Raw genomic sequence first — 24,640 nt, forward strand, 5'->3', positions numbered from 1 at the left:
GCATCTCCGTGATGCCGGACCTGCATCAGGCGCTTACCCGGTATGCGGCTCTTTACGCCCAAACCTATGGCCGGGAAGAGCCGGTCGCCGATCTCATTCCCGCGATGCTTTCCGCATTCCTCGACAGCGATCGCGCCTTCAGCAAGGAGAGGACGAAATGAGCGCAGGCATCCCTCCGGAGCATGTGACGCTCGAGCCGATCAGCGTGCGGATTTCCACCGCGGTAAAGCTCACGGGCATCTGTCGCTCGACCATCTACGAGCTTATCGGCGACGGAACCATCGAGACCGTGAAGATCGGCCGCTCGACGTTCATTCTCTATCCCAGCCTGAAACGACTGTTCGAACGAAGCTGACCGGGGTGCGCGCTCACCCGCGCTGGAGGGGATTGGGCTGGGGCTGGCACGCAATATCGTCCAGCGATGGACGCTCGACACGGGCAGCGAGCGGAGCTTCGGCATCCCACCCACCGCCGAGCGCCCGGAAAGAAGCGATGGCGGCGCGGGCGGCAGCCGCCTTCGACTGAATTTCGGCATCCCGGCTCGCGAGAAGGCGCTGGTCGGCGTCGAGCACGTCGAGCAGGCTGGAGACGCCGCCCTTGTAGGCGGCGAGCGAGGATGCGCGGGCCTTGGTGAGCGACGCGACACCCTGGTCGAGGATCTGGCCGCGGGCCTGCTGCTTGACGAGCGCCGAGAAGGCATTCTCCACATCCTCTGAGGCCCTGAGGACCGCCAGGCGATAGGCGGCCAGAGCCTCGGCGTTTCGTCCTCGGGCTGCGGCGATCTCGGCGTCGATGCGGCCGAAGTCGAACAGGCGCCAGCGCAATCCCAGAACGCCGCTCGCCTGGATGGAATTGCCGCCGAACAGTCCGCCGATGCCCATGGTCGCGGTGCCGAGCAGCCCGCTGAGCGAGAACTTCGGATAATATTCGGAGATCGCGACTCCGATCCGCGCATTCGAGGCAGCAAGCGCGCGTTCGGCCGCGATGATGTCCGGGCGCCGGCGCAGCAAGGCGGCCGGGCCGCCCGCGTCCGAGACCGCAGGGACGTCGGGGATCGGCGCGACGGCAGCGAGCTCGGGCCGGGTCGAGCCGGGCTGGAGACCGAGCAGCACGTCCAGTGCGTTCATCGCGGCGTCGAGATTCTGCTCGAGTTCCGGAACGCCGGCTTTCACTTGCGCCAGCGCCCCCTCGGCCTGGCGCAGCTGCAATTCGGCCGCCACGCCCTTGCGATACTGGAGCGCGACCAGGTCGACCAGCTGCTGCTGGACCTGCTGCTGGTGGCGCGCCACATCGAGCCGCGCCTGAAGGCTGCGGATCGCGACATAGGTGTCGGCCGTCTGCGCCGCGACGGCGAGCCTTGCAGCGACGGCGCCGGCCGCGGATGCCTGCCAGTCGGCCCGCGCGGCGTCGCGCGCGGCGTCCTTGCCGCCGAAGAGATCGAGCTCCCAGCTCGCGCCGAGGTTCAAGTCGTAGCTTTGCGCCTCGCGGTCGAAGCCGGGCAAGGCGCTGGCGATACGGCCCTGCGGCGACTCGAGCGACTGATAGTTCTCGCTCGCCTGGCCGCTGACCTGTCCGGAAGGAAGGAGGTCGGCTTTGGCATGGCGCAGGGCGGCGCGTGCCTGGACGACGCGGGCGCTCGCCTGCTGCAGGTCGAGATTCTGGGCGAGGGCGCGCTCGACCAGGCTTGCCAGCAGCGGATCGTCGAACGATCGCCACCAGTTCACCAGGTCGACCTTCGCGGCCTGCCCCGTGGCGGCCTCGACGGCGGGACCGCCCATGAAGGCAGGCGGGGTCGCCGTCTGCGGCGCGACATAGGCCGGACCGACGGCACAGCCACCGAGTAGCACGGCCGTCCCGGCCACCGTCAGGATCGAAGATGAAATGCGCATGCGTCCGTTCGCCAGCAGTTCCATGAACCATTTCATGGCGTGTGACCGATAACGTGTTTGGTCACAATTTGTCAATCCGGACTTTTGGCGCTATGGGTGCGGCCATGAAAAATCAGAGCACAAGCAAGGCCGCCACGCGTGGGCCGGCGGAGCATTCGGTGCGAGACCAGATCGTCAAGGCCGCACGCGAATGCTTCGCGCATTACGGCTATGGCAAGACGACGGTGTCGGATCTCGCGCGCGAGATCGGCTTCTCCAAGGCCTATATCTACCGCTTCTTCGAGTCGAAGCAGGCGATCGGCGAGGCGATCTGCGCCGAATGTGTAGGCGCGCTGTTCGACCAGGTCCGGGAGGCAGTGGACCAAGGGGAGGACGCGACCGACAAGCTGCGCAGATTTGCGAGAACCGCCACCACCGCAACCGTCGAGCTGCTCTTCACCGATCGCAAGCTCTACGAGATCGCGGTCCATGCGTCGTCCGAAAACTGGGAGGTCGTGCGGGCCTATAGCGACCGCCTGCAGGGCCTGCTCGAAGAGATCCTCAAGGAAGGCCGCGAGAATGGCGAGTTCGAGCGCAAGACCCCGCTCGACGAAACCCGCCGGTCGATCTTCTATGCCCTCAAGCCCTTCATCGACCCGGTTTTCCTCGAGCGCAGCCTGGATCTCCTGCCCGACGCGCAGACCGAGGTGACCGGCCTGGTGCTGCGTAGCCTCGCGCCTTGAAGTCGAATGTTTGTATGTGACTAGTTGACAGATTGGTCACATGATGACATCTGGTTCCGACTGAACAGGAGGAACCTGCGTGTCCACATCGTCTTGCGCCCGAACGGTCGGGATCCTTGGGCTGACAGCCGTTGCGCTGGCCGGGTGCGGGCAATCGGGCGCCGACCCGCGCACCGCGCCGCCGCTGGTGCGAATCGCCTCTGCCGGTGCCGCTGAAGGAGGCGCCCGCGAATTCACCGGCATCGTCGGCGCCCGCGTGCAGAGCGATCTCGGCTTCCGTGTCGGCGGCAAGGTGGTGGCGCGGCTGGTCGATGCCGGTCAGACCGTCCGCCGCGGCCAACCTCTCATGCGCATCGATGCGACCGACTATGCGCTCGCGGCGCAGGCGGCGGCCGGCACGGTCGCCGCCGCCCGCGCCCGCGCGGTTCAGGCCAGCGCCGATGAACAGCGCTACCGCGATCTGGTGTCTGCGGGTGCGGTCTCCGCCTCCGCCTACGACCAGGCCAAGGCCGCAGCGCTTTCGGCGCGCGCGCAGCTCTCCGCCGCCGAGGCGCAGGCACGGGTCAGCCGCAACGATACCGGCTATACGTTGCTGGTTGCCGATGCGGACGGCGTGGTCGCCGAGACGCTGGCCGAGCCGGGGCAAGTGGTCGCGGCCGGCCAGACCGTCGTCCGGCTGGCCCGCTCCGGTCCGCGCGAAGCCGTCGTTGCATTGCCCGAGACGCTTCGCCCTGCCCTCGGCACGGTCGCGGAGGCGCGGACCTATGGCGGGCTCGGCGGCACAGCGAGGCTGCGCCAGCTCAGCGATGCCGCCGACCCGGTCACCCGGACCTTCGAGGCGCGGTTCGTCCTTGCCGGCGCGCCTGCGAGCGCTCCCCTGGGTTCCACGGTCACCATCCGCTTCGCCGTTCCCGGCCAGGCGGCGGCGATCTCGGTTCCGCTCGGTGCAATTTATGACCGCGGGCAAGGGCCTGGCGTCTGGGTCGTCGACGGGCAGACAAGCCCGAAGGTTAGCTGGCGTCCCGTGAAACTCGCCACAATCGGCGACGAGAAGGCCGTTGTCGCCGCAGGCCTGCGGCCGGGCGAGCGCTTCGTCGCGCTGGGCGCGCACATGCTCCACCAGGGCCAGCCGGTCCGCATTGCGGCGGGAGCGGTCCGTTGAGCGAGACGTCCGAACCAAAGGGCAGGTTCAACCTGTCCGCCCTCGCGGTGCGCGAACGGGCAGTCACATTGTTCTTCATCATCGCCATCTCCGCCGCCGGAATCGTAGCCTTCCTGAGCCTCGGCCGAGCCGAGGATCCGAGCTTCACCATCAAGCAGATGACCGTGGTCACCGCATGGCCCGGCGCCACCGCGCAGGAAATGCAGGACCAGGTCGCCGAGCCGCTCGAGAAGCGGTTGCAGGAGCTGCGCTGGTACGATCGCGCGGAGACGTTCACGCGCCCCGGCCTTGCCTTCACCACCTTGCTTCTGCGCGACCAGACGCCCCCATCGGAAGTGCAGGAACAATTCTACCAGGCGCGCAAGAAACTGCAGGACGAGGCGCCAAGGCTGCCCCGCGGCGTCGCCGGTCCGTTCGTCAACGACGAATATGGCGACGTGACCTTCGCGCTCTATGCGCTGAAGGCGAAGGGCGAACCCCAGCGGGAGCTTGCTCGTCAGGCGGAGACGCTGCGCCAGCGGCTGCTGCACGTGCCCGGCGTCAAGAAGGTCAATATCGTCGGCGAGCGGCCGGAACGCATCTATGTCGAGTTCGCGCAGGATCGGCTGACGACGCTGGGGATCGCGCCGCGCGCGATATTCGCGGCGCTGGCACAACAGAATCTGGTCACCCCGGCGGGCGCGATCGAGGCGAATGGGCCGCAGGTGCAGGTCCGGCTCGACGGCGCGTTCGACGATCTCGAAAAGATCCGCGACCTGCCGATCGTCGCCAATGGCAAGACCCTGCGTCTGGCGGACATCGCCGAGGTTCGGCGCGGCTATGAGGATCCCGCCACGTTCCTGATCCGCAACCAGGGCGAGCCGACCCTGCTGCTCGGCGTGGTCATGCGCGAGGGCTGGAACGGGCTCGAGCTCGGCAAGTCGCTGAAGGCCGAAGTCGAGGCGATCTCGTCGGAGCTGCCGCTCGGAATGGTCCTCGCTCCCGTGACCGACCAGTCGGAGAACATCTCGGCGGCCGTCGATCAATTCATGCGCACCTTCCTCGAGGCGCTGGCGATCGTGATGATCGTCAGCCTCGTCGCGCTCGGTTGGCGAGTCGGCATCGTCGTCGCGGGCGCGGTGCCGCTGACGCTCGCGATCGTGCTGGTCATCATGTGGGCGACCGGCAGGGTGCTGGACCGCATCACGCTCGGCTCGCTGGTCCTTGCGCTCGGGCTGCTGGTCGACGACGCGATCATCGCGATCGAGATGATGGTCGTGAAGATGGAAGAGGGCTTCGATCGCATCAAGGCGTCGGCCTATGCCTGGAGCCATACCGCCGCGCCGATGCTTGCGGGTACGCTGGTGACGGTGATCGGCCTCATGCCCGTGGGCTTCGCAAAGTCCACGGCGGGAGAATATGCCGGCAACATCTTCTGGGTCGTCGGCTTCGCCCTGCTCGCCTCCTGGGTCGTGGCGGTGGTCTTCACTCCCTATATGGGGGTCAAGCTGCTGCCGGTGATCAAGCCGGTCCATGGGGGCCACGAGGCCATCTACGAAACGCCGCGCTACCAGAAGGTGCGCCAGCTGATCCGCTGGGCGGTGAAGCGCAACCGGCTGGTGACGATCGCGACGGCGGTGGCGTTCCTCGTCGCCGGTGCTGGGATGGTGCTGGTGAAGAAGCAGTTCTTCCCCACCTCCGACCGGCCCGAGGTGCTGGTCGAGGTTCAGATGCCCAAGGGCACCTCGATCGAGCAGACCAGCGCCGCCACGGAGCAGGTCGAGGCCTGGCTACGCAAACAGCCCGAGGCCAAGATCATCACCGCCTATGTCGGCCAGGGCGCGCCGCGCTTCTTTATGTCGCTCTCGCCCGAGTTGCCCGATCCCTCCTTCGCCAAGATCATCGTGCGCACGCCGGACGAGGAGGCACGCGAGGCGTTGAAGGAGCGCTTGCGGCATGCGGTCGCCGACGGCCTCGCCCCCGCGGCACGCGTGCGGGTGACGCAGCTCGTCTTCGGTCCCCCTTCTCCCTACCCGGTGGCGTTCCGCGTCAGCGGTCCGGATGTCGAAAAGCTGCGCGCCATCGCCGAGCAGGTCCGCGCGATCATGACCAACGATCCGATGATGCGCACCGTCAACACCGACTGGGGCGAGCGCGTGCCGACGCTGCACTTCGTGCTCGATCAGGATCGGCTGCGCGCCATGGGCCTGACCTCCGCCCATGTCGGCGAGCAGCTTCAGTTCCTGCTCTCGGGCGTGACCGTCTCGCAGGCTCGCGAGGACATTCGCACGGTTGACGTGGTCGTGCGCTCGGCCGGCAAGGCGCGGCTCGATCCGGCGCGCATCGGCGACTTCACGCTGACCGCGACGAACGGCCAGCGCGTGCCGATCAGCCAGATCGGCAAGCTCGAAATGCGCATGGAGGATCCGATCCTGCTCCGCCGGGACCGGGTACCGACGATCACCGTGCGCGGCGACATCGCCAACGGACTGCAGCCTCCCGACGTCTCGACCGCCATGCTCAAGAAGTTCCAGCCGGTGATCGATACGCTCCCCTCCGGCTACCATATCGCCATGGGCGGCTCGATCGAGGAAGCGGGCAAGGCCAATGCTGCGCTGGCGCCGATCTTCCCGATCATGATCCTCCTGATGATGATCGTCATCATCCTCCAGGTCCGCAGCTTCTCGGCGATGACGATCGTGCTGCTGACCGCGCCGCTGGGGCTGATCGGCGTGGTGCCGACGCTGCTGCTGACCGGTCAACCGTTCGGGTTCAACGCAATCCTGGGGTTGATCTCGCTGGCGGGCATCCTGATGCGCAACACGCTGATCCTGATCGGCCAGATCCATGAGAATGAGGAGCATGGTCGCTCCCCCTTCGACTCCGTGGTCGAGGCGACCGTGCAGCGTTCCCGACCGGTGATCCTGACGGCGCTCGCCGCGGTGCTCGCCTTCGTGCCGCTGACCCATTCGGTGTTCTGGGGGGCGATGGCGTTCACCTTGATCGGCGGCACGCTGGTCGGGACGGTCCTGACCCTCGTCTTCCTGCCGGCGCTCTATGCGCTCTGGTATCGGATCAAGCCCGTCGCGGAGGGCCAGGCGCGGCTGGCGGAGGTGACCGCATGAGCGCGGCCGCAGCTGTCGGTCGCGCCATTTCGGCGGAGGATCCCCTCGAGCCACTCGAGGGACGCTGGGTGTTGCGGATACTCATCTGCCTCAACGCTGGCGCACACCGGTTCGCTGACCTGAGGTCGGCGATCCCGCGTGTCAGCGCGAACATCCTCACCGACCGGCTCCGCACGCTGGAATGTGCGGGGCTCGTCGAGCGGCGCTACCTGCCACCTCCGCACGCAAGCCATGTCTACGCACTGACCGAGGTCACCCTCGGCCTCAGAACGGTTCTGGATGCGCTCGCTGAGTGGCGCGCCTCGCAACCCGATATGTCCGTCCCCTCGCGTCGCCCTGGAAAGGAGCAATCACGATGAAGCTGAAGGAAATCGCGCGCCGGCTCTGGCGCTCTTTCGAGGCACTCGCCGAAGCAGCCGACTATGATCCGCTCACCGACATAGCATCTCGGGTCGAACGATTGGAGCGCACGGTTGCCGAGCTCCGCAAACCTGCCGGAACCTCCGCCTGAACGACCGGCCGATCGATGGACGAATGGCAGCCTTCAGGCTCCCGGCACTTCGCCAGCGAGTTTCACAGTCCCTAGGGCAATCTTACGGATTTCGCGATCGCGCACTCTCTCAAGCGCTGCGTCAAATCAGCTGCAGCTCGACGCGGCGGCCCACAACCGCGGCCACCCGCTGGAGGGTCTCGATGGTGACGTTGCCGTCATTGGGATCGAGCAGCCGGTTCACCTGTGTCCGGCTGGTATGCATCATCGCCGCGAGGCGGTTCTTGCTGAGCTTACGCTCGCGCATTGCTTCGGCGAGCTGCCAGGCAATGACCTCCTTGATGGCCTTCGCCTGAAACTCGGTCAGCGCGCCTTCCTCTTCGAGGAAGCTGTCCAGCGTTGATCCCCTGTGGGGATTGTCAGCCATTCTCGACCTCCTTCTTGCGCTCGCGCGCCACCTTCAGATCTGTCAACGGAGTCTTCTGCCACTGATCTGTTTGAACCTTATATGGTTCATGCACCTTATATGGTGCAATGCCGGTTACGCTGGTCGAGTCAATGAAGGAGAGTGCGCGGCGATCCACCGACGATGCGGGCATACGCCCGTATCAAACCGATGGCTGATTTAACCGCCCTTCGAGTTCTGCAATTCCAGCGAGCAGCTCTACCGAGGGTGGCGGCGGGCTCATGAACATATCGGCCATAGCTGCATAGTCGCTGGCAAGAGCCTCGCTCATTACGTCGGTCGGGCTGAGTCGAAGCTGACCTGGTACCGCAGAGTCATAGGATGCGGCTTTGTCCGCGAACATGAGGCTCTTGTTGCGGACCACCGCGGCGAGCAGTTCGGGGCGCGCACGCGCTTCGTCCGTAATGCCCGCGCGATCGAGCATCAGCAGATCATAATAGTGGCGCGAGAGGCCTGGCCGCAGCTTTCCGTTGTGATGGAGCGAGTGCAGCAGTGTCGCCTTTTCCCAGTAGGTGCGGATTACGCTTAGCGTCGGGACCGGGGTACTGGCGTTGGGGAGCTCGTCGGCAAACTCGTCGGCCAGATATGGGGTTATCGCGCGTTCCTCGAAGGGCTCGGGTTCACCGCGCGCGCCATATTCGAGCTTGATCCGAGGCTTGATGTAGCCCGTATCGTTCTCGCCGCCCCAGGCACCTCCCCAATTCTCACCCCAGCCGGAGGTCCGCGGATAATTGAACAAAAGCGTCTGCCGAGCCGGATCCTCCGGGTCGATCTCGACGCTCCATCCTTCCTCCGTACCGAGCTCCCGCGCGATGGCGTGGATGAGCGCCGGCATCACGATCGTTTGGACATAGGCCTGAGCGGCGGCCTTGAGCGCTTTGATGCGCCGGTCGCGTTCCTTGGTCCCGATCCCATCCTCCATTGGCGGCGCAACCTCGTCGATGAGCGGCGCGGATCGCCGGATGGTGAGATCGATGTCCTCTGAGAAGCGATCGATGATGCCATAGGCTTTGGACAGAGAGGTGCCGCCCTTGAAGGTGATCTGATCCCTGAGTTCGGGCGCCCTCGTCAGACGCCGCAACGTCCAGCAGACCCAGAAGTCCTTCTCGACGATCACCGGGGTGAGGTCGCGGCGGTTCGCAGCCTCCACGATGAAGGCTCGTCGATCATCGGCGGGGCGGCGCGCGAACTCATCCATGGCGCACGGCGTCGATCTTGAGGACAACGTCTCCCATCCAGCCCGACATGAGCGGCCGCGCCTGAAGCAGCGCCTTCATGTCGCGATCATCAATGCGGCGCGCGAAGCGCTGGATGACATTGGCGTCGATCTGGTCCTTGCCGAGATAGGCGAGCGCCTGGACGATCGCATTGGCGCTATCCGGAGCGTCGTTGATCACCGGCGCGCGGCTGTGGCGCAGCGTCAGGCTACGCCCTGCCGCCTGCTTGGTTCGCGTCGAACCGCTGGTCGCATAGCTCGCCTTGGCTGGAACCTGCGTTGATAGTCCGAGCCTGTTCGCCGCGGCGGCGCCCGAAGGTGCCAGCTTGTCGCCCGTCTGGGTGGAGAGCGCGGCGGCTATGCTGTCGGCATCAGGGCTGAGGGCACCAAGCTTGGCATGCTGACGCGGATAATCGTAAAGCCCCCGACCGATACGGCGAATAAGCCCGGTCTTGGCGAGGCGGGAGAGCGCCATATCGACCGAGCCGCGTGTGCCGAAGTCCACAAAATGCTTGGGCGTGAACACCCAGCCGCGCCCCTTGGCGCGCACGCGCCTCATGATCCGATCGGGCATAGGGGTATCGGGCCTGCTCATGCTTGTTAGATAATAGCTCATATATTTCTAACAAGCTATCTCATGATCATTATCTTTAATTCCTTATCCGGCAACGGGTTAAGGTTAGCGGCCCGTTCGCAGCCTCCTAAGATCAACGTGAGATTGGACGTAGGTCTGCAACCGCAGATCGCAACGTCAGCTTGCTCGACGAGACGGCCGCCTCAGCCCGCCCGCTCGCCCCGTTTGCCGAAGTCGACGGCGACGACCTTTCCGCCGTCGCGGAGCATGTCGAGATAGTCCGACCAATGCTGCATCATCCGCACGCGCTCTTCCCAATACTGCCCGCGGGCATAGGCACGTCGCACACCGTTATTCTCCATGTGCGCGAGTTGTCGCTCGATCGCGTCCGGATTCCACAAACCCATCTCGTTGAGCAGCGTCGCAGCCATTGCCCGGAAGCCGTGCGCGGTCATTTCGTCACCGCTATAGCCCATCCGCCGCAGCGCGAAGTTGACCGTATTCTCCGACATGGGGCGCTTCCAGGTATGGGAGGCGGGGAAGACATAGGGGCTGTGGCCTGTCAGCGGACGGATTTCGTCGAGCAGGTCGAGCACCTGCCGCGACAGCGGCACCTGATGCGGCCAACGCATCTTCATCTTCTCCGCCGGGATCGACCACACCGCGCGCTCGAGGTCGAACTCGCTCCATTCGGCCCGGCGCAGCTCCCCGGGGGGCACGAAGACGTGCGGCGTCATCCGCAGAGCAAGCCTCGTGATCGCGTATCCGGGGCAATCGTCGATGTCCCGGAGCAGCTTGCCCACCTCCTTCGGGCGCGTGATCGCGGCGAAGTGCTTGGTCTTGGGCACGATGATCGCACCACGCAGGTCGCGTGCAGGGTCGACTTTCGCCCGCCCCGTGGCGATGCCATAGCGAAAGACACGGCTGATCACGCTTCGCATGCGGCGCGCGCTCTCGTAGCGGCCCGTCGCCTCGATCTTTCGTAGCACGGCCAGCACTTCCTGAACTTCGATCTCGTGGATCGGTAGGTCGCCGAGGAACGGATAGACCTTCTCGAGCAACCAGCGGACTTTGCTGAGCGTGACCTCAGCGCGTTTCTCGCGGGTGATCTTGACGAACCATTCCTCAGCGACCGCACGGAACGTGTTGTTGGCATCGAAATGCGCACGAAGCTTCCGGCGCTTCTTCTCGACCATCGGGTCGATGCCGTCTGCGACCATCTGGCGCGCGGAGTCGCGTTTGACGCGGGCATCGGCAAGGCTGACCTCGGGCCATACGCCGATCGCGAGCGTCTTCTGCTTGTCGAGGAAGCGATAGCGAAAGCGCCAGTACTTGGCGCCGTTCGGCATCACCAGGAGGAAGAGGGATCGCTCGTCGCTAAGCTTGTAGGGCTTCGAGCGGGGCTGCGCATTTCTGATCGCAAGGGCCGTAAGAGCCATGGGGTATCTCCGTCCGAAAACGGGCGAATCCACTGCCGAAATATGCCACCAAAACTGGTGGTATGTCGGCGAACCCGCCCAAATCTCGTCGGAAAGATACTTGAAAAAAGGCTTCTTCCCCAGTCACTTACGCGACGCTGATGGACGTCCGTGGATTGGGAAAATGGTGCCCAGAAGAGGACTCGAACCTCCACGGCCTTGCGACCGCCAGCACCTGAAGCTGGTGCGTCTACCAATTCCGCCATCTGGGCACGGGGTAGGCGGGCGCCTCTAGGGGACCGGCGGGGGGCCTGTCAACCGCTTCTCGCAGCCGGTCGCGGCACGGTTGCCCTTTGCCGCGTCACGCGGCATTGGGGGCGCATCGGGACAGACTTTCGAGGGCGCGATGAAGGACAGGCTGGTGACGGTGATCGGCGGCGGCGGGTTCGTCGGACGCTATGTCGCGCAGGCGCTGCTCAAGGCCGGCGCGCGCGTCCGCGTCGCCCAGCGCGACCCGCGCGAGGCGTGGTTCCTGAAGCCGCTGGGCGGGCTCGGCCAGACGCAGTTCGTCGCCGCCGACGTCACCCGCGCCGATTCGCTCGCCCGCGCCGTCGCCGGGTCGGACGCAGTGGTGAACCTCGCCGGCGCGTTCGGGCGCCGCGCCTATGCGGTGAATGCCGCCGGCGCCGAGAATGCCGCCAAGGCCGCCGCCGCGGCGGGCGCCTCCGCCTTCGTCCAGGTCTCCGCGCTCGGCGCGGACGTCGAGGCCGCGTCCGAATATGGCCGCGCCAAGGGTGAGGGCGAGCAACTGGTGCGGGCGGCCTTCCCGGCTGCCACGATCGTCCGCCCCTCGTTCATCTTCGGGCGCGAGGACCAGTTCGTGAACCGCTTCGCCGCGCTCGCCGCGCAGGCGCCGGTCGTGCCGGTGCTGCGCGGGCAGGTGCGGATCCAGCCGGTCTATGTCGCCGACGTCGCCGCGGCGGTGGTGAGGGCGCTCGCCGACCCGCACGCCTTTGGCGGCCGCACGCTCGAGCTCGGCGGGCCCGACGTGATGACCTTCGCGCAATTCCAGCGCTGGCTGGTCGAGGCGACCGGCCGCCGCAAGGGCGTGGTCGAGCTGCCCGATTTCGTCGGCGCTGGCATCGCCACGCTCGGCTTCCTGCCCGGCATGCCGATCAGCTGGGACCAGTGGCTGATGCTGCAGCAGGACAATGTCACGACGGACAACGCGCTGCCCGAGCTCGGCATCGCGCCGACCCCGCTCGGCACGGTCGCGCCCGCCTGGCTGGTGCAGTATCGCCGCCACGGCCGCTTCGCCGGCTCGCACCAGGCCGCCTGACATCCGCCACACCGGCAAGCGTGAAGCCGGGCGCGGGCCGGCGAGAGGCGTACCCAAATGAACGACATTCTCACCTACATCCTGCTCGGCATCATCGAGGGGCTGACCGAGTTCCTGCCGGTCTCCTCGACCGGGCATCTGATCCTCGCCGGCGAGCTGTTCGGGTTCAACGATACGAGCTCGGTCACCTTCAAGATCGCGATTCAGTTCGGCGCGATCCTGGCGGTGCTGATTGCCTATTGGCGCACCTTCCGGGATCGCGGCCTGGGCCTGCTGCGCCGCGAGCCGCAGTCGGTGGCGTTCGTGCGCAACATCCTGATCGGCTTCGCGCCCGCGCTGGTGATCGGGGTGATCGCCTATGATGCGATCCGCGCGGCGATGCAGACGCCGGTGATCGTCGCGGTCGCGCTGATCGTCGGCGGCATCGCGATTCTGGTGATCGAGCGTATCGTTAAGATCGTGCGCTACAGCCGCGTCGAGGCGATCCCGACCGGTACCGCGGTGTCGATCGGGATCGTCCAGTGCATGGCGATGCTCCCCGGCGTCAGCCGCTCCGGCGCGACGATCATGGGGTCGCTGCTGATGGGGGTCGAGCGCAAGACCGCGGCGGAGTTCAGCTTCTTCCTCGCGGTGCCGACGATGCTCGCGGCGACCGTCTATTCGCTGTGGAAGGACCGCGAGCTGCTCAGCCTCGACGATTTCGGCGCGATCGCGATCGGGTTCCTTTCGGCGTTCGTCGTGGCGCTGCTGGTGGTGCGGGCGTTCGTCAAGGTCGTCGGCCGCTATGGCTTCGCCCCGTTCGCCTGGTACCGAATCATTGCCGGAACGGCTGCGCTGGCCTGGCTGCTCATGCGATAAGGCCGAAACGGACCTAGTATTGAAAGTAAATTACACGGATTTCAGGCGTTCATCGGCTAGCGCTGGAATTTAAGACAGTATTATTGACCTATATACCGGTTTTCGCGTGACTCCCCTCGCAAAACCTGCCAACGGCGCGGCATGGCAAAGGAAGTCATGCTCAAATTCGTCGACCGTGCGCAGGCGTTCCCGCCCAAGCGCGAGCCCCAATTGCGGGCGCAGGATTTCCGCGAGATCGCGGAACGCTATGCCCCGCCGTCGGCCGAGGAACAGGCCGGGCGCTGCTCGCAATGCGGCGTGCCCTACTGCTCGGTGCATTGCCCGTTGCACAACCATATCCCGGACTGGCTGCGCCTGACCGCCGAGGGGCGGCTGCGCGAGGCCTATGAGCTCAGCAACGCCACCTCGACCATGCCCGAGATCTGCGGCCGCATCTGCCCCCAGGATCGGCTGTGCGAGGGCAATTGCGTCATCGAATTCTCCGATCACGGCGCGGTCACGATCGGATCGGTCGAGAAGTTCATCACCGACACCGCCTGGGAAGAAGGCTGGGTCGAGCCGCTCGTCCCCGGTCCCGCGCGCGGCCAGTCGGTCGGCGTGATCGGCGCGGGCCCGGCCGGCCTCACCGCGGCGGAGTATCTGCGCCAGTTCGGCTATGAGGTGCATGTCTATGACCGGCACGACCGGCCGGGCGGGCTGCTGACCTACGGCATCCCGGGCTTCAAGCTCGAGAAGCAGGTGGTGATGCGCCGCACCGACCGGCTCGCCGCGGGCGGCATCGTCTTCCACCAGAGCTTCGAGGTCGGCCGCGACGCGACGCTCGAGCAGCTGCGCGCCAGGCACGACGCGATCCTGATCGCCACCGGCGTGTACAAGGCGCGCGCGATCAAGGCCCCCGGCGTCGGCGCCGCGGGCGTGGTCGAGGCGCTCGACTATCTCATCGCGTCGAACCGCAAGAGCTTCGGCGACGCGGTCCCGGCGTTCGACGACGGGTCGCTCGACGCCGCCGGCAAGCATGTCGTGGTGATCGGCGGCGGCGATACCGCGATGGACTGCGTGCGTACCGCGGTGCGGCAGGGCGCGGCATCGGTGAAGTGCCTCTATCGCCGCGACCGCGCCAACATGCCGGGCAGCCAGCGCGAGACCGCCAATGCCGAGGAGGAAGGCGTCGAGTTCGTCTGGCTCTCGGCTCCGCACGCGTTCGAGGGCGGTGACCGGGTCACCGGCGTGCGCGCCACCGGCATGCGGCTCGGCGCGCCCGATGCCAGCGGCCGCCGCGCGCCCGAGCCCGACCCGGGCTCCGAGTTCACGGTCCAGGCCGATCTGGTGATCAAGGCGCTCGGCTTCGACGCCGAGGACCTGCCGACGCTGTTCGGCGCGGCCGAGCTCGGCGTCACGCGCTGGGGCACGATCCGCACCGATGCGCGCACGATGATGTCCAACCTCGACGGCGTGTTCGCCGCGGGCGACATCGTCAAGGGCGCCAGCCTGGTCGTCCAGGCGATCCGCGACGGCCGCGACGTCAGCGAGCGGATGCACGCCTGGCTCAAGACGCAGGCGGCCGCGCCGGCGCGCAAGGAGCGCGAGGCGGCATGATGCGCCCGACGATCGCCGCCATCGCCTTCGCGCTCGTCAGCCCCGCGCTTGCCCAGACGGCGGCGCCGGCCGCCACTCCCGCCGCCCCCGCCGTCCCCGATCCCGCGCGCCTCGCGGCGGCGGAGAAGGCGGTCGCCGTGCTGGTCCCCAAAGGCATCTACAACCGGATGATGCGCGACCAGTATCCGAAGATGATGGACGCGTTGATGGTCCAGATGATGGGCAAGACCGCGGACGAACTCGGCATGCCGGCCGAGAAGGGTGCGGGCGGCAAGACGATGCGCGAGACCGCCGCCAGCGCCGACCCGCATTTCCAGGAGCGGATGCGCATCATGTCGCGCGTGTTCGGCGAGGAGCTGGGCGTCGTGTTCGACAAGATCGAGCCGCGCGTCCGCGCCGGCCTCGCGCGCGCCTTCGCACGCAAGTTCACGGCCCAGCAGCTCGACGACATGAACGCGTTCTTCGCCACCCCGTCGGGCGCCGTGTTCGCCGACCAGTATCTGCTGACCTTCATGGACCCCGAGCTGACCCAGGAGATGATGGCCGCCACGCCCGAGATGATGAAGGCGATGCCCGCGATCATGGCGAAGGTGGAGAAAGCCACCGCCCATCTCCCGCCCCCGCCCCCACCTTCGACCAAGCCGAAGACCGACGAGAATGACTGACATGACCACCGACCAGCGCGCCTATCTCGCCGAGCACGGCATGTACCGCCCCGAGTTCGAGGGCGATGCCTGCGGCGTCGGCATGGTCGCCGCGATCGACGGCCAGGCCTCGCGCCGCGTGGTGCAGAGCGCGATCGACGCGCTGAAGGCGGTGTGGCACCGCGGCGCGGTCGACGCCGACGGCAAGACCGGCGACGGCGCGGGCATCCATGTCGACCTGCCGCTGCGCTTCTTCGACGATGCGGTGCTGGCCAGCGGCCACCGCGTGCTGCCCAACCGGCTCGCGGTCGGCATGATCTTCATGCCGCGCGTCGATCTCGGCGCGCAGGAGGCCTGCCGCACGATCGTCGAGAGCGTGATCATCGAGGCCGGCTACACCATCTATGGCTGGCGCCAGGTGCCGGTCGACGTCTCGGTGATCGGCCTCAAGGCCCAGGCGACGCGCCCCGAGATCGAGCAGATCATGATCGCCGGCCCGATGCCCGACGAGGTGTCCGAGGCCGAGTTCGAGAAGAACCTCTATCTCGTCCGCCGCCGGATCGAGAAGCGCATCATCGCGGCGCAGATCAGCGGCTTCTACATCTGCTCGCTGAGCTGCCGCTCGGTGATCTACAAGGGGCTGTTCCTCGCGGAATCGCTGTCGGAATTCTACCCCGACCTCAAGGACGAGCGCTTCGTCAGCCGCGTCGCGATCTTCCACCAGCGCTATTCGACCAACACCTTCCCGCAATGGTGGCTGGCGCAGCCGTTCCGCTGCCTCGCGCACAATGGCGAGATCAACACGATCCGCGGCAACAAGAACTGGATGCTCAGCCACGAGATCAAGATGGCGAGCCTCGCCTTCGGCGAGCATTCGGAGGACATCAAGCCGGTGATCCCGGCGGGCGCGAGCGACACCGCCGCGCTCGACGCGGTGTTCGAGGCGATCTGCCGCTCGGGCCGCGACGCGCCGACCGCCAAGCTGATGCTGGTGCCCGAGGCGATGGGGCCGGAAACCCCCGCCAACCACCTGGCGATGTACAAATATCTCGCCTCGGTGATGGAGCCGTGGGACGGCCCCGCCGCGCTGGCGATGACCGACGGCCGCTGGGCGGTGGCGGGCGTCGACCGCAACGCGCTGCGCCCGCTGCGCTACACCCGCACTGCCGACGGGCTGCTCGTCGTCGGCTCCGAGACCGGCATGGTCCAGATCCCCGAATCGACCGTGGTCGCCAAGGGGCGGCTGGGGCCGGGGCAGATGATCGCGGTCGATCTCGACGAGGGCCGCTTCTATGCCGATGCCGAGGTCAAGGACCGGATCGCCGGCGAATATGACTATGCCGGGATGATCGGCGAGTTCCTGACCGTCGACGACCTGCCAGCGGCGGACGAGGCCGGCCCGCGCTTCGACCGCGCCGAGCTGACTCGCCGCCAGGTCGCGGCCGGCCAGACGCTCGAGGACATGGAGCTGATCCTGTCGCCGATGGTGACCGACGCCAAGGAGGCGGTCGGATCGATGGGCGACGACACGCCGCTCGCGGTGATCAGCGACAAGCCGCGGCTGATCAGCCAGTTCTTCCGCCAGAACTTCTCGCAGGTCACCAACCCGCCGATCGACAGCCTGCGCGAGCGGCACGTGATGTCGCTCAAGACGCGCTTCGGCAACCTCGCCAACATCCTCGACACCGGGGAGACCGCGAACAAGGTGCTGGTGCTCGAGAGCCCGGTGCTGACCAACAGCGACTGGGCGCGATTGAAGGCGCATTTCGGCGGCCTCGCGGCCGAGATCGACTGCACCTTTCCCGCCGGCGGCGGGCCGGAGACGCTGCGCGCGGCGATCACCGACATCCGCTTCAAGGCCGAGCAGGCGGTGCGCGCCGGTGCCACCGAGCTGTTCCTGACCGACGAGCATGTCGGGCCCGAGCGCGTCGCGATCGCGGGCGTGCTGGCGGCGGCGGCGGTGCACACCCACCTCGTCCGGCGCGGGCTGCGCAGCTATGCCAGCGTCAACGTCCGCACCGCCGAGTGCCTCGACACGCATTATTACGCGGTGCTGATCGGCGTCGGCGCGACCACGGTGAACGCCTATCTCGCCGAAGCCTCGATCGCCGACCGTCATGCGCGCGGGCTGTTTGGCGATATGTCGTTCGAGCAGTGCCTCGAGAACCACCGCAAGGCGATCGACGAGGGCCTGCTCAAGATCATGTCGAAGATGGGGATCGCGGTAATCTCCTCCTACCGCGGCGGCTACAACTTCGAGGCGGTCGGCTTGAGCCGCGCGCTGGTCAACGACTTCTTCCCGGGCATGCCGGCGAAGATTTCGGGCGAAGGCTATGCCTCGCTCCACCTCAACGCCAGGCTGCGGCACGAGGCGGCGTTCGATGCCTCGGTCGCGACGCTGCCGATCGGCGGCTTCTACCGCCAGCGCCATGGCGGCGAGACCCACGCCTATTCGGCGCAGCTGATGCACACGCTGCAGACCGCCGTCGCGACCGACAGCTATTCGACCTATCTGCAGTTCTCGCGCGGGGTGCGCGACCTGCCGCCCGTCTATCTGCGCGACCTGCTCGAGTTCAACTTCCCGAACGAGGGCGTGCCGATCGACCAGGTCGAGGCGATCACCGAGATCCGCAAGCGCTTCGTGACGCCGGGCATGTCGCTCGGCGCGCTCAGCCCGGAGGCGCACGAGACGCTGGCGATCGCGATGAACCGCATCGGCGCGCGCGCCGTGTCGGGCGAGGGCGGCGAGGATTCGATCCGCTACCAGCCCTATGCCAATGGCGACAACGCCAACTCGTCGATCAAGCAGATCGCCTCGGGCCGGTTCGGCGTGACCGCGGAATATCTCAACGCCTGCGACGAGGTCGAGATCAAGGTCGCGCAGGGCGCCAAGCCCGGCGAGGGCGGCCAGCTGCCCGGCTTCAAGGTCACCGAGTTCATCGCCCGCCTGCGCCATTCGACCCCGGGCGTGACGCTGATCTCGCCGCCGCCGCACCACGACATCTACTCGATCGAGGACCTGGCGCAGCTCATCTACGACCTCAAGCAGATCAACCCGCGCGCGCGGGTGTGCGTCAAGCTGGTGAGCTCGGCGGGGATCGGGACGGTCGCGGCGGGCGTCGCGAAAGCCCATGCGGACGTGATCCTGGTCGCCGGCCATGTCGGCGGCACCGGCGCGTCGCCGCAGACCTCGGTCAAATATGCGGGCACGCCGTGGGAGATGGGGCTGTCCGAGGTCAACCAGACGCTGACCCTCAACGGCCTGCGCGGCCGCGTGAAGCTGCGCACCGACGGCGGGCTCAAGACCGGGCGCGACATCGTCGTCGCCGCGATCCTGGGCGCCGAGGAGTTCGGCATCGGCACGCTCAGCCTGGTGGCGATGGGCTGCATCATGGTGCGCCAGTGCCACTCGAACACCTGCCCGGTCGGCGTGTGCACCCAGGACGAACGGCTGCGCGCCAAGTTCACCGGATCGCCGGAGAAGGTCATCAACCTGATGACCTTCATCGCCGAGGAGGTTCGCGAGATCCTGGCGAAGCTCGGCGTCAAGAGCCTCGACGAGGTGATCGGGCGCACCGAATTGCTCCGCCAGGTCAGCCGCGGCGCCGAGCATCTCGACGATCTCGACCTCAACCCGATCCTCGCCAAGGTCGATGCCGACGAGAACGAGCGGCGCTTCTCGCTCAACACCTTCCGCAACGCGGTCCCCGACAGCCTCGACGCGCAGATCATCGCCGACGCGAGAGCGGTGTTCGAGCGCGGCGAGAAGATGCAGCTCGCCTATAACGTCCGCAACACGCACCGCGCCGTGGGCACGCGCCTGTCGAGCGAGATCACGCGCAAGTTCGGCATGTCCGCGCTCAATGAGGGCCATGTCCAGGTCCGCCTGCGCGGCTCGGCCGGCCAGTCGCTCGGCGCCTTCCTGTGCAAGGGCGTGACGCTCGAAGTGTTCGGCGACGCCAACGACTATGTCGGCAAGGGCCTGTCGGGCGGGACGATCGTGGTGCGCCCGCTGGTGAGCTCGCCGCTCGACAGCCGCGCCAACACGATCATCGGCAACACCGTCCTCTACGGCGCGACCAGCGGCAAGCTGTTCGCGGCGGGCCAGGCGGGCGAGCGCTTCGCGGTGCGCAACTCGGGCGCGCAGGTCGTGGTCGAGGGCTGCGGCGCGAACGGCTGCGAGTACATGACCGGCGGCGTCGCGGTGGTGCTCGGCCGCACCGGCGCGAACTTCGGCGCGGGCATGACCGGGGGCATGGCGTTCATCTATGACGAGGACGGCGTGTTCGAGGGCAACGCCAACCCCGACAGCATCGTGTGGCAGCGCCTGGCCTCGATGCACTGGGAAGCGGTGCTCAAGAACCTCGTCGCCGAGCACCACGCCGTGACCGACAGCAACTGGTCGGGCGGGCTGCTCGAGGACTGGGAGCGCGTGCGCGGGCATTTCTGGCAAGTGGTGCCAAAGGAGATGCTCGGGCGGCTGGCGCATCCGCTGGACGACGCCCAAGTGCTGGTCGCGGCGGAATGAGAACTCGCCGGACGCGGGCAAGAAATGGGTCGCTTGCAATGTTGGAATTGATCTGCTTGCCTTCGCGTACCCGGCGATGCCGGGCCGCTCTTTGACATCGCAGGATCAATCGCGAACGGGCATGCTCGACAGTGTCAAGCTAGTGTAAACTTCCGCACGCATGATTGCGGCTGAGGGGCACTCGCGTCTTGCCGCCCCCCGCCCCTCGCGCCTAAAGCCACGGCATGTGGCAGCTCTACCAGTTCCCGCTTTGCCCGTTCTCGCGCAAGGTCCGCCTCGTCCTCGGCGAGAAGGGCGTCGGCTATGAGCCGGTGCGCGAATCCCCCTGGGCGCGGCGCGACGAATTCCTCGACATGAACCCCGCCGGGCAGACGCCGGTGATGGCCGACGACCGCGGCGTGGTGCTGATCGATTCGGTCGCGATCTGCGAGTTCTTTGAAGAGACCGTGAGCAAGGCGGCTTTGCTCAACGGCACCGCCGCCGACCGCGCCGAGATCCGCCGCCTCGTCGCCTGGTTCGACGTCCAGTTCTTCCGCGACATCACCGGGCCGCTGCTGCACGAGCGCATGCTCAAGCGCATCGTCCACCGCGCCACGCCGGATTCGACCGCGCTGCGCGAGGCGATGAAGGCGGCGGTCGCGCATCTCGACTATATCGACTTCCTGCTCGATCACCGCACCTGGCTGGGCGGCGCGACGATGAGCCTCGCCGATCTCGCCGCCGCGGCGCAGATCAGCGTCGCCGACTATCTCGGCGGGATCGACTGGAAGAGCCACGAGCAGGCCAAGCGCTGGTATGTCGGCATGAAGAGCCGCCCGAGCTTCCGCCCGCTGCTCGCCGAGCGGATGGAGGGCATCAACCCGCCGCCGGACTACGAGAAGCTCGACCTCTGAACGCACGCCCCGTCAGGGGATCGAGATCGCCTCGTCCGACTGGGCCGGGAAGCGACGGATCACGGCGGGGGCGAGCTTGGCGGCGAGCGCGGCGGGGGCATCCGCCTTCGTGCCCTCGGCCTGCGCCGTGACGGCGCGTCCACGCCACACGCGCTGCATCCCCTCGCGCAGGACGATCTCGACCTCGAGCTCGGTGACCATCAGGCCGCGCAGCTGGCGCTTGTCCGAGGGCAGCATCATCCCGACCGCGACACCCCAATTGCCGACCGCGGTGGCGACGCCTTCCTCCTTGGCGTTCGACGTCACCGCGCCGCGCGCGGTGCGTGTAAGCTTGATCCGCGCCACATAGCGGCTGCGGCTCGTCACCGGCAGCGCGGTGAAGCGCGCGTCCATCAGCGCACGCTCGACCGCGTCGGCGAACGCCTGACGCACCGCCGCGGGACCGGCCTCCTTGGCCAGCGGCTCGATCGCGACCGTACCCGGCCGCAGCGGTTCCGGCGCCTGCTGAGCGGCGGCCGGCACCGCGGCGGCGAGCGCGATCGTCATCATCCAGGAATTGCGCATCGCTTGCCTCCACGCCGCCATTGGGCAGATGTCTCGCACAACCCCATGACGGACACCAGCCAAAGCGCCCGCATTACTTGACCCGTCAATATTATCTGACCTAAGTCAGACAAATGCCCCTCGATGCTGTTTCCCGCTTCCGCCGCTTCGCCCGTGCCGTCACCCGCGAGGTCGGCGCACTCGACAGCTCCTTCCTCGGGCGCGGGCGTCCGCTCGGCGCGGCGCGCGTGCTCAACGCGATCGGCGCGGGACGATCGGACGTCGCGGAGATCCGCGCCTATCTCGGGCTCGATTCCGGGCTGATGAGCCGATTGCTGCGAAGCCTGGAGGATGAGGGGCTGATCCGCACCACGCCGCATCCCGGCGACGCGCGCCGCCGGGTCGCCACGCTGACCGCGTCCGGCGCGCAGGAGTTCGACGCCTATGAGAGGCTGTCCGACTTGCGAGCCTCGGCGTTGCTGGATCAGGCGGCCAATGCCGAAGCGCTGCTCGGCGCCATGGACCTCATCGCCTCCGCGCTCGGGCGCGACATCGTCGCGGTCGAGGAAACCGACCCGGCGAGCGATGCCGCGCGGCATTGCCTGGAGCGCTATTATGCCGAGCTGGCGGAGCGCTTCCCCACCGGCTTCGAAGTCGCCCGTTCGCGCGATCCGGATGCCGCGGACATGATCCGCCCGCGCGGCGCCTTCCTGGTGGCCATGTCGGACGGCATGCCGGTGGGCTGTGTCGGCCTCAAGGGCGGCACCGGCGACACCGCGGAGATCAAGCGGCTATGGGTCTGTCCGAGCGCGCGCGGGCTTGGCCTGGCGCGGAAGCTGATGACGGCGGCCGAGGACGCCGCGCGGGAGCTGGCGATCGCGGCGCTGCGGCTCGACACCAACCGCGCGCTGCCCGAAGCGGCGAAGCTCTATCGCGCCACCGGCTGGACCGAGATCGAGCGGTTCAACGACGATCCCTATGCCGAGGTGTTCTTCGAGAAGAGGCTGTAGCGGCTCGCGCTAGAGGCCCTCGCCCTCCGGCACCGGCTCGCGGCGGCGGCGATCGCGTTCCACCGGCGGCGCGTCGAGCTCCTCGTCTTCGGGAACTTCGCGCTCCGGACGGGTCATCTCGATGCTGCCGTCAGGGTTGACGCGCACGCCGACCCCCTCGCCGCCGATGCTGCCCTCGATCTCGATCGGCGCATCGATGAAATTCTGGCCCTCGTCGGTCAGCGCATCGGAGAGATTCTCCACCACCGGCTCGGCCCTGGGCCGCGCGGTCACGCCCAGCGCCTGCGCCATGAAATCGCGCCACACCCGCGCCGGCGCGCCGCCGCCGGCGAGGCCGGGATTGGGCGTATTGTCGTCATTCCCCATCCACACGCCCGCGACGATGCCGCCCGCGTAGCCGAGGAACAGCGCGTCGCGATTGTCCTGCGTCGTCCCGGTCTTGCCGAACGTCTCGACCGACAGCGCCGCGCTCTGGCCCGTTCCCTCGCTCACCGCCGCCGCCATCAGCTCGCGGATGCCCTCGAGCTCGCGGCTGCCGAGCGGGCGGTTCATGTTGGCGAAGCGCGAGAACCAGCCCGGCTCGTCCTCCGCCGACAGCCCGCGCGGCCGCACCGGCGCTTCGCCCGCGGCGATCGCGGCATAGGCGGCAGTGAGCTCGAGCAGCGACACGGTCGAGGTGCCGAGCGCGATCGAGGCTTCCTCGGCGATCGGGGTCGAGATGCCGAGATCGCGCGCCGCGCGGATCACCGCGCGCGGGCCGACATCCCTGATCAGCCGCGCCGCGGCGACGTTGCTCGACCGGGCAAAGGCCTGGCGCAGCGTGATCTCGCCGCGATAGCGCCCGTCGTTGTTCTTGGGGCTCCACTCGCCGATCGTCACCGGCTCGTCGAGTACGGTCGAGTCGGGGCGCATGCCGTTACGCAGCGCCGCGAGGTAGACGAACAGCTTGAAGGTCGAACCCGGCTGGCGCCGCGCCTGGGTGGCGCGGTTGAACGGCGAGTCCGCATATTTCTTGCCGCCGACCATCGCGATCACGCGCCCGTCGGGCCGCATCGCCACGATCGCGATCTGCGACTGGCGCAGCCCGGCATTGCGCACCGCGCGCTCGGCGGCGCGCTGCATCCGCGTCTCGAGCGTCGTCGTCACCGTCTGCTCGGTCGCGATCTCGCCCGAGCGGTCGCGGGCTTCGGGAAGGACCCAGTCGGCGAAATAGGTGCCCGACGGCAGCTGCTTGCTGCGCGCGAGGCGCAGGCGTGCCGGGGCGACCGCGCGTCCCTCGGCTTCGGTCAGGAAGCCGGCATCGACCATCGTGCCGACCACCACCTTCTGCCGTTCCTGCGCGCCCTTCAGGTTGGTCGAGGGCGCGAGCCGCGACGGCGCCTTGACGAGGCCCGCCAGCATCGCCGCCTGCGCCGTCGTCAGATCGTCGGCCGGACGGCTGAAATAGTGCCGCGCGGCGGCGTCGAGGCCATATTGGTTGTCGCCGAAATAGACGTTGGAGAGGTAGCGCGAGAGGATCTCGTCCTTGGTCAGCCACGCCTCCAGCCAGAAGGCGATCAGCACTTCCTGGAACTTGCGGCCGAAAGTGCGCTTCGAGCTCAGGAAGGCGTTCTTGGCGAGCTGCTGGGTGATCGTGCTGCCGCCCTGCGAGCTGTTCGACGTGAAGACGTTGTTGACGAAGGCGCGGAGGATGCCGCGCGGATCGATCCCCCAATGGCTGCGGAAGCGGCGGTCCTCGACCGCGATGAAGGCTTCGACGACATGGTCGGGCAGCTTGGCGGCGTCGACCGGCTTGCCGACCTCGGCCCCGGTCTTGGCGATCGGGTTGCCCTCGGCCGAGAGCAGGGTGATCGACGGCGGCACCGGCGGCTCCAGCGACTTGCTGAGCGGCGCGGTGAACACCAGCCACCCGATGGTGAGCACGAACAGCACGATCAGCGCGGCGAGCCCGCGCATGCTCCAGCGCCACCACGGGCGCTGCCGCAGCGGCAGCCGCGGCGGGACCCCGCCCGGCGGCGGGCCATCGCCGGCGAAGCCGTCGAACGGATCGGGCGGGGCCGCAGCTGCGCGCGGGTCCGCGATCTCGGGGTACAGGGTGTCGTAGCGCATCGAACCGGGCACTGTATTAGAGCCCTACGACAGCGCGTTCAAGCGCCCGCCGCGCGTCGATCGGAGCGGCGGGCGCCTG

The 24,640-nt window shown here is 67.6% G+C and carries 21 protein-coding genes and 1 tRNA gene; 14 read left to right on the forward strand and 8 right to left on the reverse strand.

Annotated elements, in window-relative coordinates; translation table 11 throughout:
- Positions 1–11: 11 nt before the first annotated feature.
- Positions 12–161, forward strand: coding sequence for a DUF2274 domain-containing protein (locus tag ACO227_RS03950; RefSeq protein ID WP_423605467.1), 150 nt, complete (start codon positions 12–14; stop codon positions 159–161).
- The gene (locus ACO227_RS03955) at positions 158–355 is read left to right on the forward strand and encodes a helix-turn-helix domain-containing protein (protein WP_423605468.1); all 198 of its coding nucleotides are present in this window, start codon (positions 158–160) and stop codon (positions 353–355) included. The genes ACO227_RS03950 and ACO227_RS03955 overlap by 4 nt, the downstream gene beginning before the upstream one ends.
- 13 nt (positions 356–368) lie before the next feature.
- Here the strand turns inward: ACO227_RS03955 and ACO227_RS03960 are convergent, their stop codons facing one another.
- Entirely contained in the window at positions 369–1,913 is a 1,545-nt protein-coding gene (locus ACO227_RS03960; RefSeq protein ID WP_423605469.1) for an efflux transporter outer membrane subunit, read from the reverse strand.
- Positions 1,914–2,047: 134 nt separating this feature from the next.
- On the opposite strand from ACO227_RS03960, the gene ACO227_RS03965 reads away from it, so the two are divergent.
- The 5 genes from ACO227_RS03965 to ACO227_RS03985 all read left to right on the forward strand — a co-directional run bounded on the left by ACO227_RS03965 (position 2,048) and on the right by ACO227_RS03985 (position 7,388).
- Positions 2,048–2,611 (forward strand): TetR/AcrR family transcriptional regulator, encoded by a 564-nt coding sequence (locus ACO227_RS03965; RefSeq protein WP_423605471.1) that lies wholly within the window; start codon positions 2,048–2,050, stop codon positions 2,609–2,611.
- A gap of 79 nt (positions 2,612–2,690) precedes the next feature.
- Positions 2,691–3,773: an efflux RND transporter periplasmic adaptor subunit gene (locus ACO227_RS03970; protein WP_423605472.1), complete on the forward strand. Its 1,083-nt coding sequence runs from the start codon at positions 2,691–2,693 to the stop codon at positions 3,771–3,773.
- Positions 3,770–6,877 (forward strand): efflux RND transporter permease subunit, encoded by a 3,108-nt coding sequence (locus ACO227_RS03975; protein ID WP_423605474.1) that lies wholly within the window; start codon positions 3,770–3,772, stop codon positions 6,875–6,877. Before ACO227_RS03970 ends, ACO227_RS03975 begins: the two co-directional genes overlap by 4 nt.
- Positions 6,874–7,236, forward strand: a complete 363-nt coding sequence (locus ACO227_RS03980) for a winged helix-turn-helix transcriptional regulator (RefSeq protein WP_423605475.1) — start codon at positions 6,874–6,876, stop codon at positions 7,234–7,236. Before ACO227_RS03975 ends, ACO227_RS03980 begins: the two co-directional genes overlap by 4 nt.
- Complete coding sequence (locus ACO227_RS03985; protein ID WP_423605477.1) at positions 7,233–7,388, forward strand: hypothetical protein; 156 nt, start codon at positions 7,233–7,235, stop codon at positions 7,386–7,388. Before ACO227_RS03980 ends, ACO227_RS03985 begins: the two co-directional genes overlap by 4 nt.
- 121 nt (positions 7,389–7,509) lie before the next feature.
- Here the strand turns inward: ACO227_RS03985 and ACO227_RS03990 are convergent, their stop codons facing one another.
- The 5 genes from ACO227_RS03990 to ACO227_RS04010 form a co-directional block, all read right to left on the reverse strand.
- Positions 7,510–7,794 (reverse strand): helix-turn-helix domain-containing protein, encoded by a 285-nt coding sequence (locus tag ACO227_RS03990; protein ID WP_423605478.1) that lies wholly within the window; start codon positions 7,792–7,794, stop codon positions 7,510–7,512.
- A 181-nt stretch (positions 7,795–7,975) separates the two neighbouring features.
- Positions 7,976–9,031 carry a nucleotidyl transferase AbiEii/AbiGii toxin family protein gene (locus ACO227_RS03995; RefSeq protein ID WP_423605480.1) on the reverse strand — a complete coding sequence of 352 codons (1,056 nt, stop codon included), beginning with the start codon at positions 9,029–9,031 and terminating at the stop codon, positions 7,976–7,978.
- On the reverse strand, positions 9,024–9,623 hold the full coding sequence (locus ACO227_RS04000) for a DUF6088 family protein (protein ID WP_423605482.1): 600 nt from the start codon (positions 9,621–9,623) through the stop codon (positions 9,024–9,026). Before ACO227_RS04000 ends, ACO227_RS03995 begins: the two co-directional genes overlap by 8 nt.
- Positions 9,624–9,826: 203 nt before the next feature.
- Positions 9,827–11,062: a tyrosine-type recombinase/integrase gene (locus ACO227_RS04005; protein ID WP_423607250.1), complete on the reverse strand. Its 1,236-nt coding sequence runs from the start codon at positions 11,060–11,062 to the stop codon at positions 9,827–9,829.
- A gap of 164 nt (positions 11,063–11,226) precedes the next feature.
- Positions 11,227–11,313 (reverse strand) — tRNA-Leu (locus ACO227_RS04010).
- Between the two features lie 134 nt (positions 11,314–11,447).
- On the opposite strand from ACO227_RS04010, the gene ACO227_RS04015 reads away from it, so the two are divergent.
- The 6 genes from ACO227_RS04015 (at position 11,448) to ACO227_RS04040 (ending at position 20,899) form a co-directional block, all read left to right on the forward strand.
- Positions 11,448–12,380 (forward strand): complex I NDUFA9 subunit family protein, encoded by a 933-nt coding sequence (locus ACO227_RS04015; protein ID WP_423605484.1) that lies wholly within the window; start codon positions 11,448–11,450, stop codon positions 12,378–12,380.
- Positions 12,381–12,437: 57 nt separating this feature from the next.
- Positions 12,438–13,238 carry an undecaprenyl-diphosphate phosphatase gene (locus ACO227_RS04020; protein WP_423605486.1) on the forward strand — a complete coding sequence of 267 codons (801 nt, stop codon included), beginning with the start codon at positions 12,438–12,440 and terminating at the stop codon, positions 13,236–13,238.
- 141 nt (positions 13,239–13,379) lie between these two features.
- Complete coding sequence (locus ACO227_RS04025) at positions 13,380–14,834, forward strand: NAD(P)-dependent oxidoreductase (protein ID WP_423605488.1); 1,455 nt, start codon at positions 13,380–13,382, stop codon at positions 14,832–14,834.
- On the forward strand, positions 14,831–15,499 hold the full coding sequence (locus ACO227_RS04030; RefSeq protein WP_423605490.1) for a DUF2059 domain-containing protein: 669 nt from the start codon (positions 14,831–14,833) through the stop codon (positions 15,497–15,499). The genes ACO227_RS04025 and ACO227_RS04030 overlap by 4 nt, the downstream gene beginning before the upstream one ends.
- Complete coding sequence (gene gltB, locus ACO227_RS04035) at positions 15,492–20,006, forward strand: glutamate synthase large subunit (protein WP_423605491.1); 4,515 nt, start codon at positions 15,492–15,494, stop codon at positions 20,004–20,006. Before ACO227_RS04030 ends, gltB begins: the two co-directional genes overlap by 8 nt.
- A 224-nt stretch (positions 20,007–20,230) precedes the next feature.
- Positions 20,231–20,899 (forward strand): glutathione S-transferase family protein, encoded by a 669-nt coding sequence (locus tag ACO227_RS04040; protein WP_265117563.1) that lies wholly within the window; start codon positions 20,231–20,233, stop codon positions 20,897–20,899.
- 12 nt (positions 20,900–20,911) lie between these two features.
- Here ACO227_RS04040 and ACO227_RS04045 read toward each other — a convergent pair whose 3' ends face one another.
- On the reverse strand, positions 20,912–21,463 hold the full coding sequence (locus ACO227_RS04045; protein WP_423605493.1) for a hypothetical protein: 552 nt from the start codon (positions 21,461–21,463) through the stop codon (positions 20,912–20,914).
- Positions 21,464–21,576: 113 nt separating this feature from the next.
- On the opposite strand from ACO227_RS04045, the gene ACO227_RS04050 reads away from it, so the two are divergent.
- The gene (locus ACO227_RS04050; protein WP_423605495.1) at positions 21,577–22,452 is read left to right on the forward strand and encodes a bifunctional helix-turn-helix transcriptional regulator/GNAT family N-acetyltransferase; all 876 of its coding nucleotides are present in this window, start codon (positions 21,577–21,579) and stop codon (positions 22,450–22,452) included.
- Positions 22,453–22,461: 9 nt separating this feature from the next.
- Here ACO227_RS04050 and ACO227_RS04055 read toward each other — a convergent pair whose 3' ends face one another.
- Positions 22,462–24,561, reverse strand: coding sequence for a transglycosylase domain-containing protein (locus ACO227_RS04055; protein ID WP_423605496.1), 2,100 nt, complete (start codon positions 24,559–24,561; stop codon positions 22,462–22,464).
- Positions 24,562–24,640: the final 79 nt, after the last annotated feature.

Source organism: Sphingomonas sp. MS122 (assembly GCF_049532975.1).
GTDB lineage: Bacteria > Pseudomonadota > Alphaproteobacteria > Sphingomonadales > Sphingomonadaceae > Sphingomonas.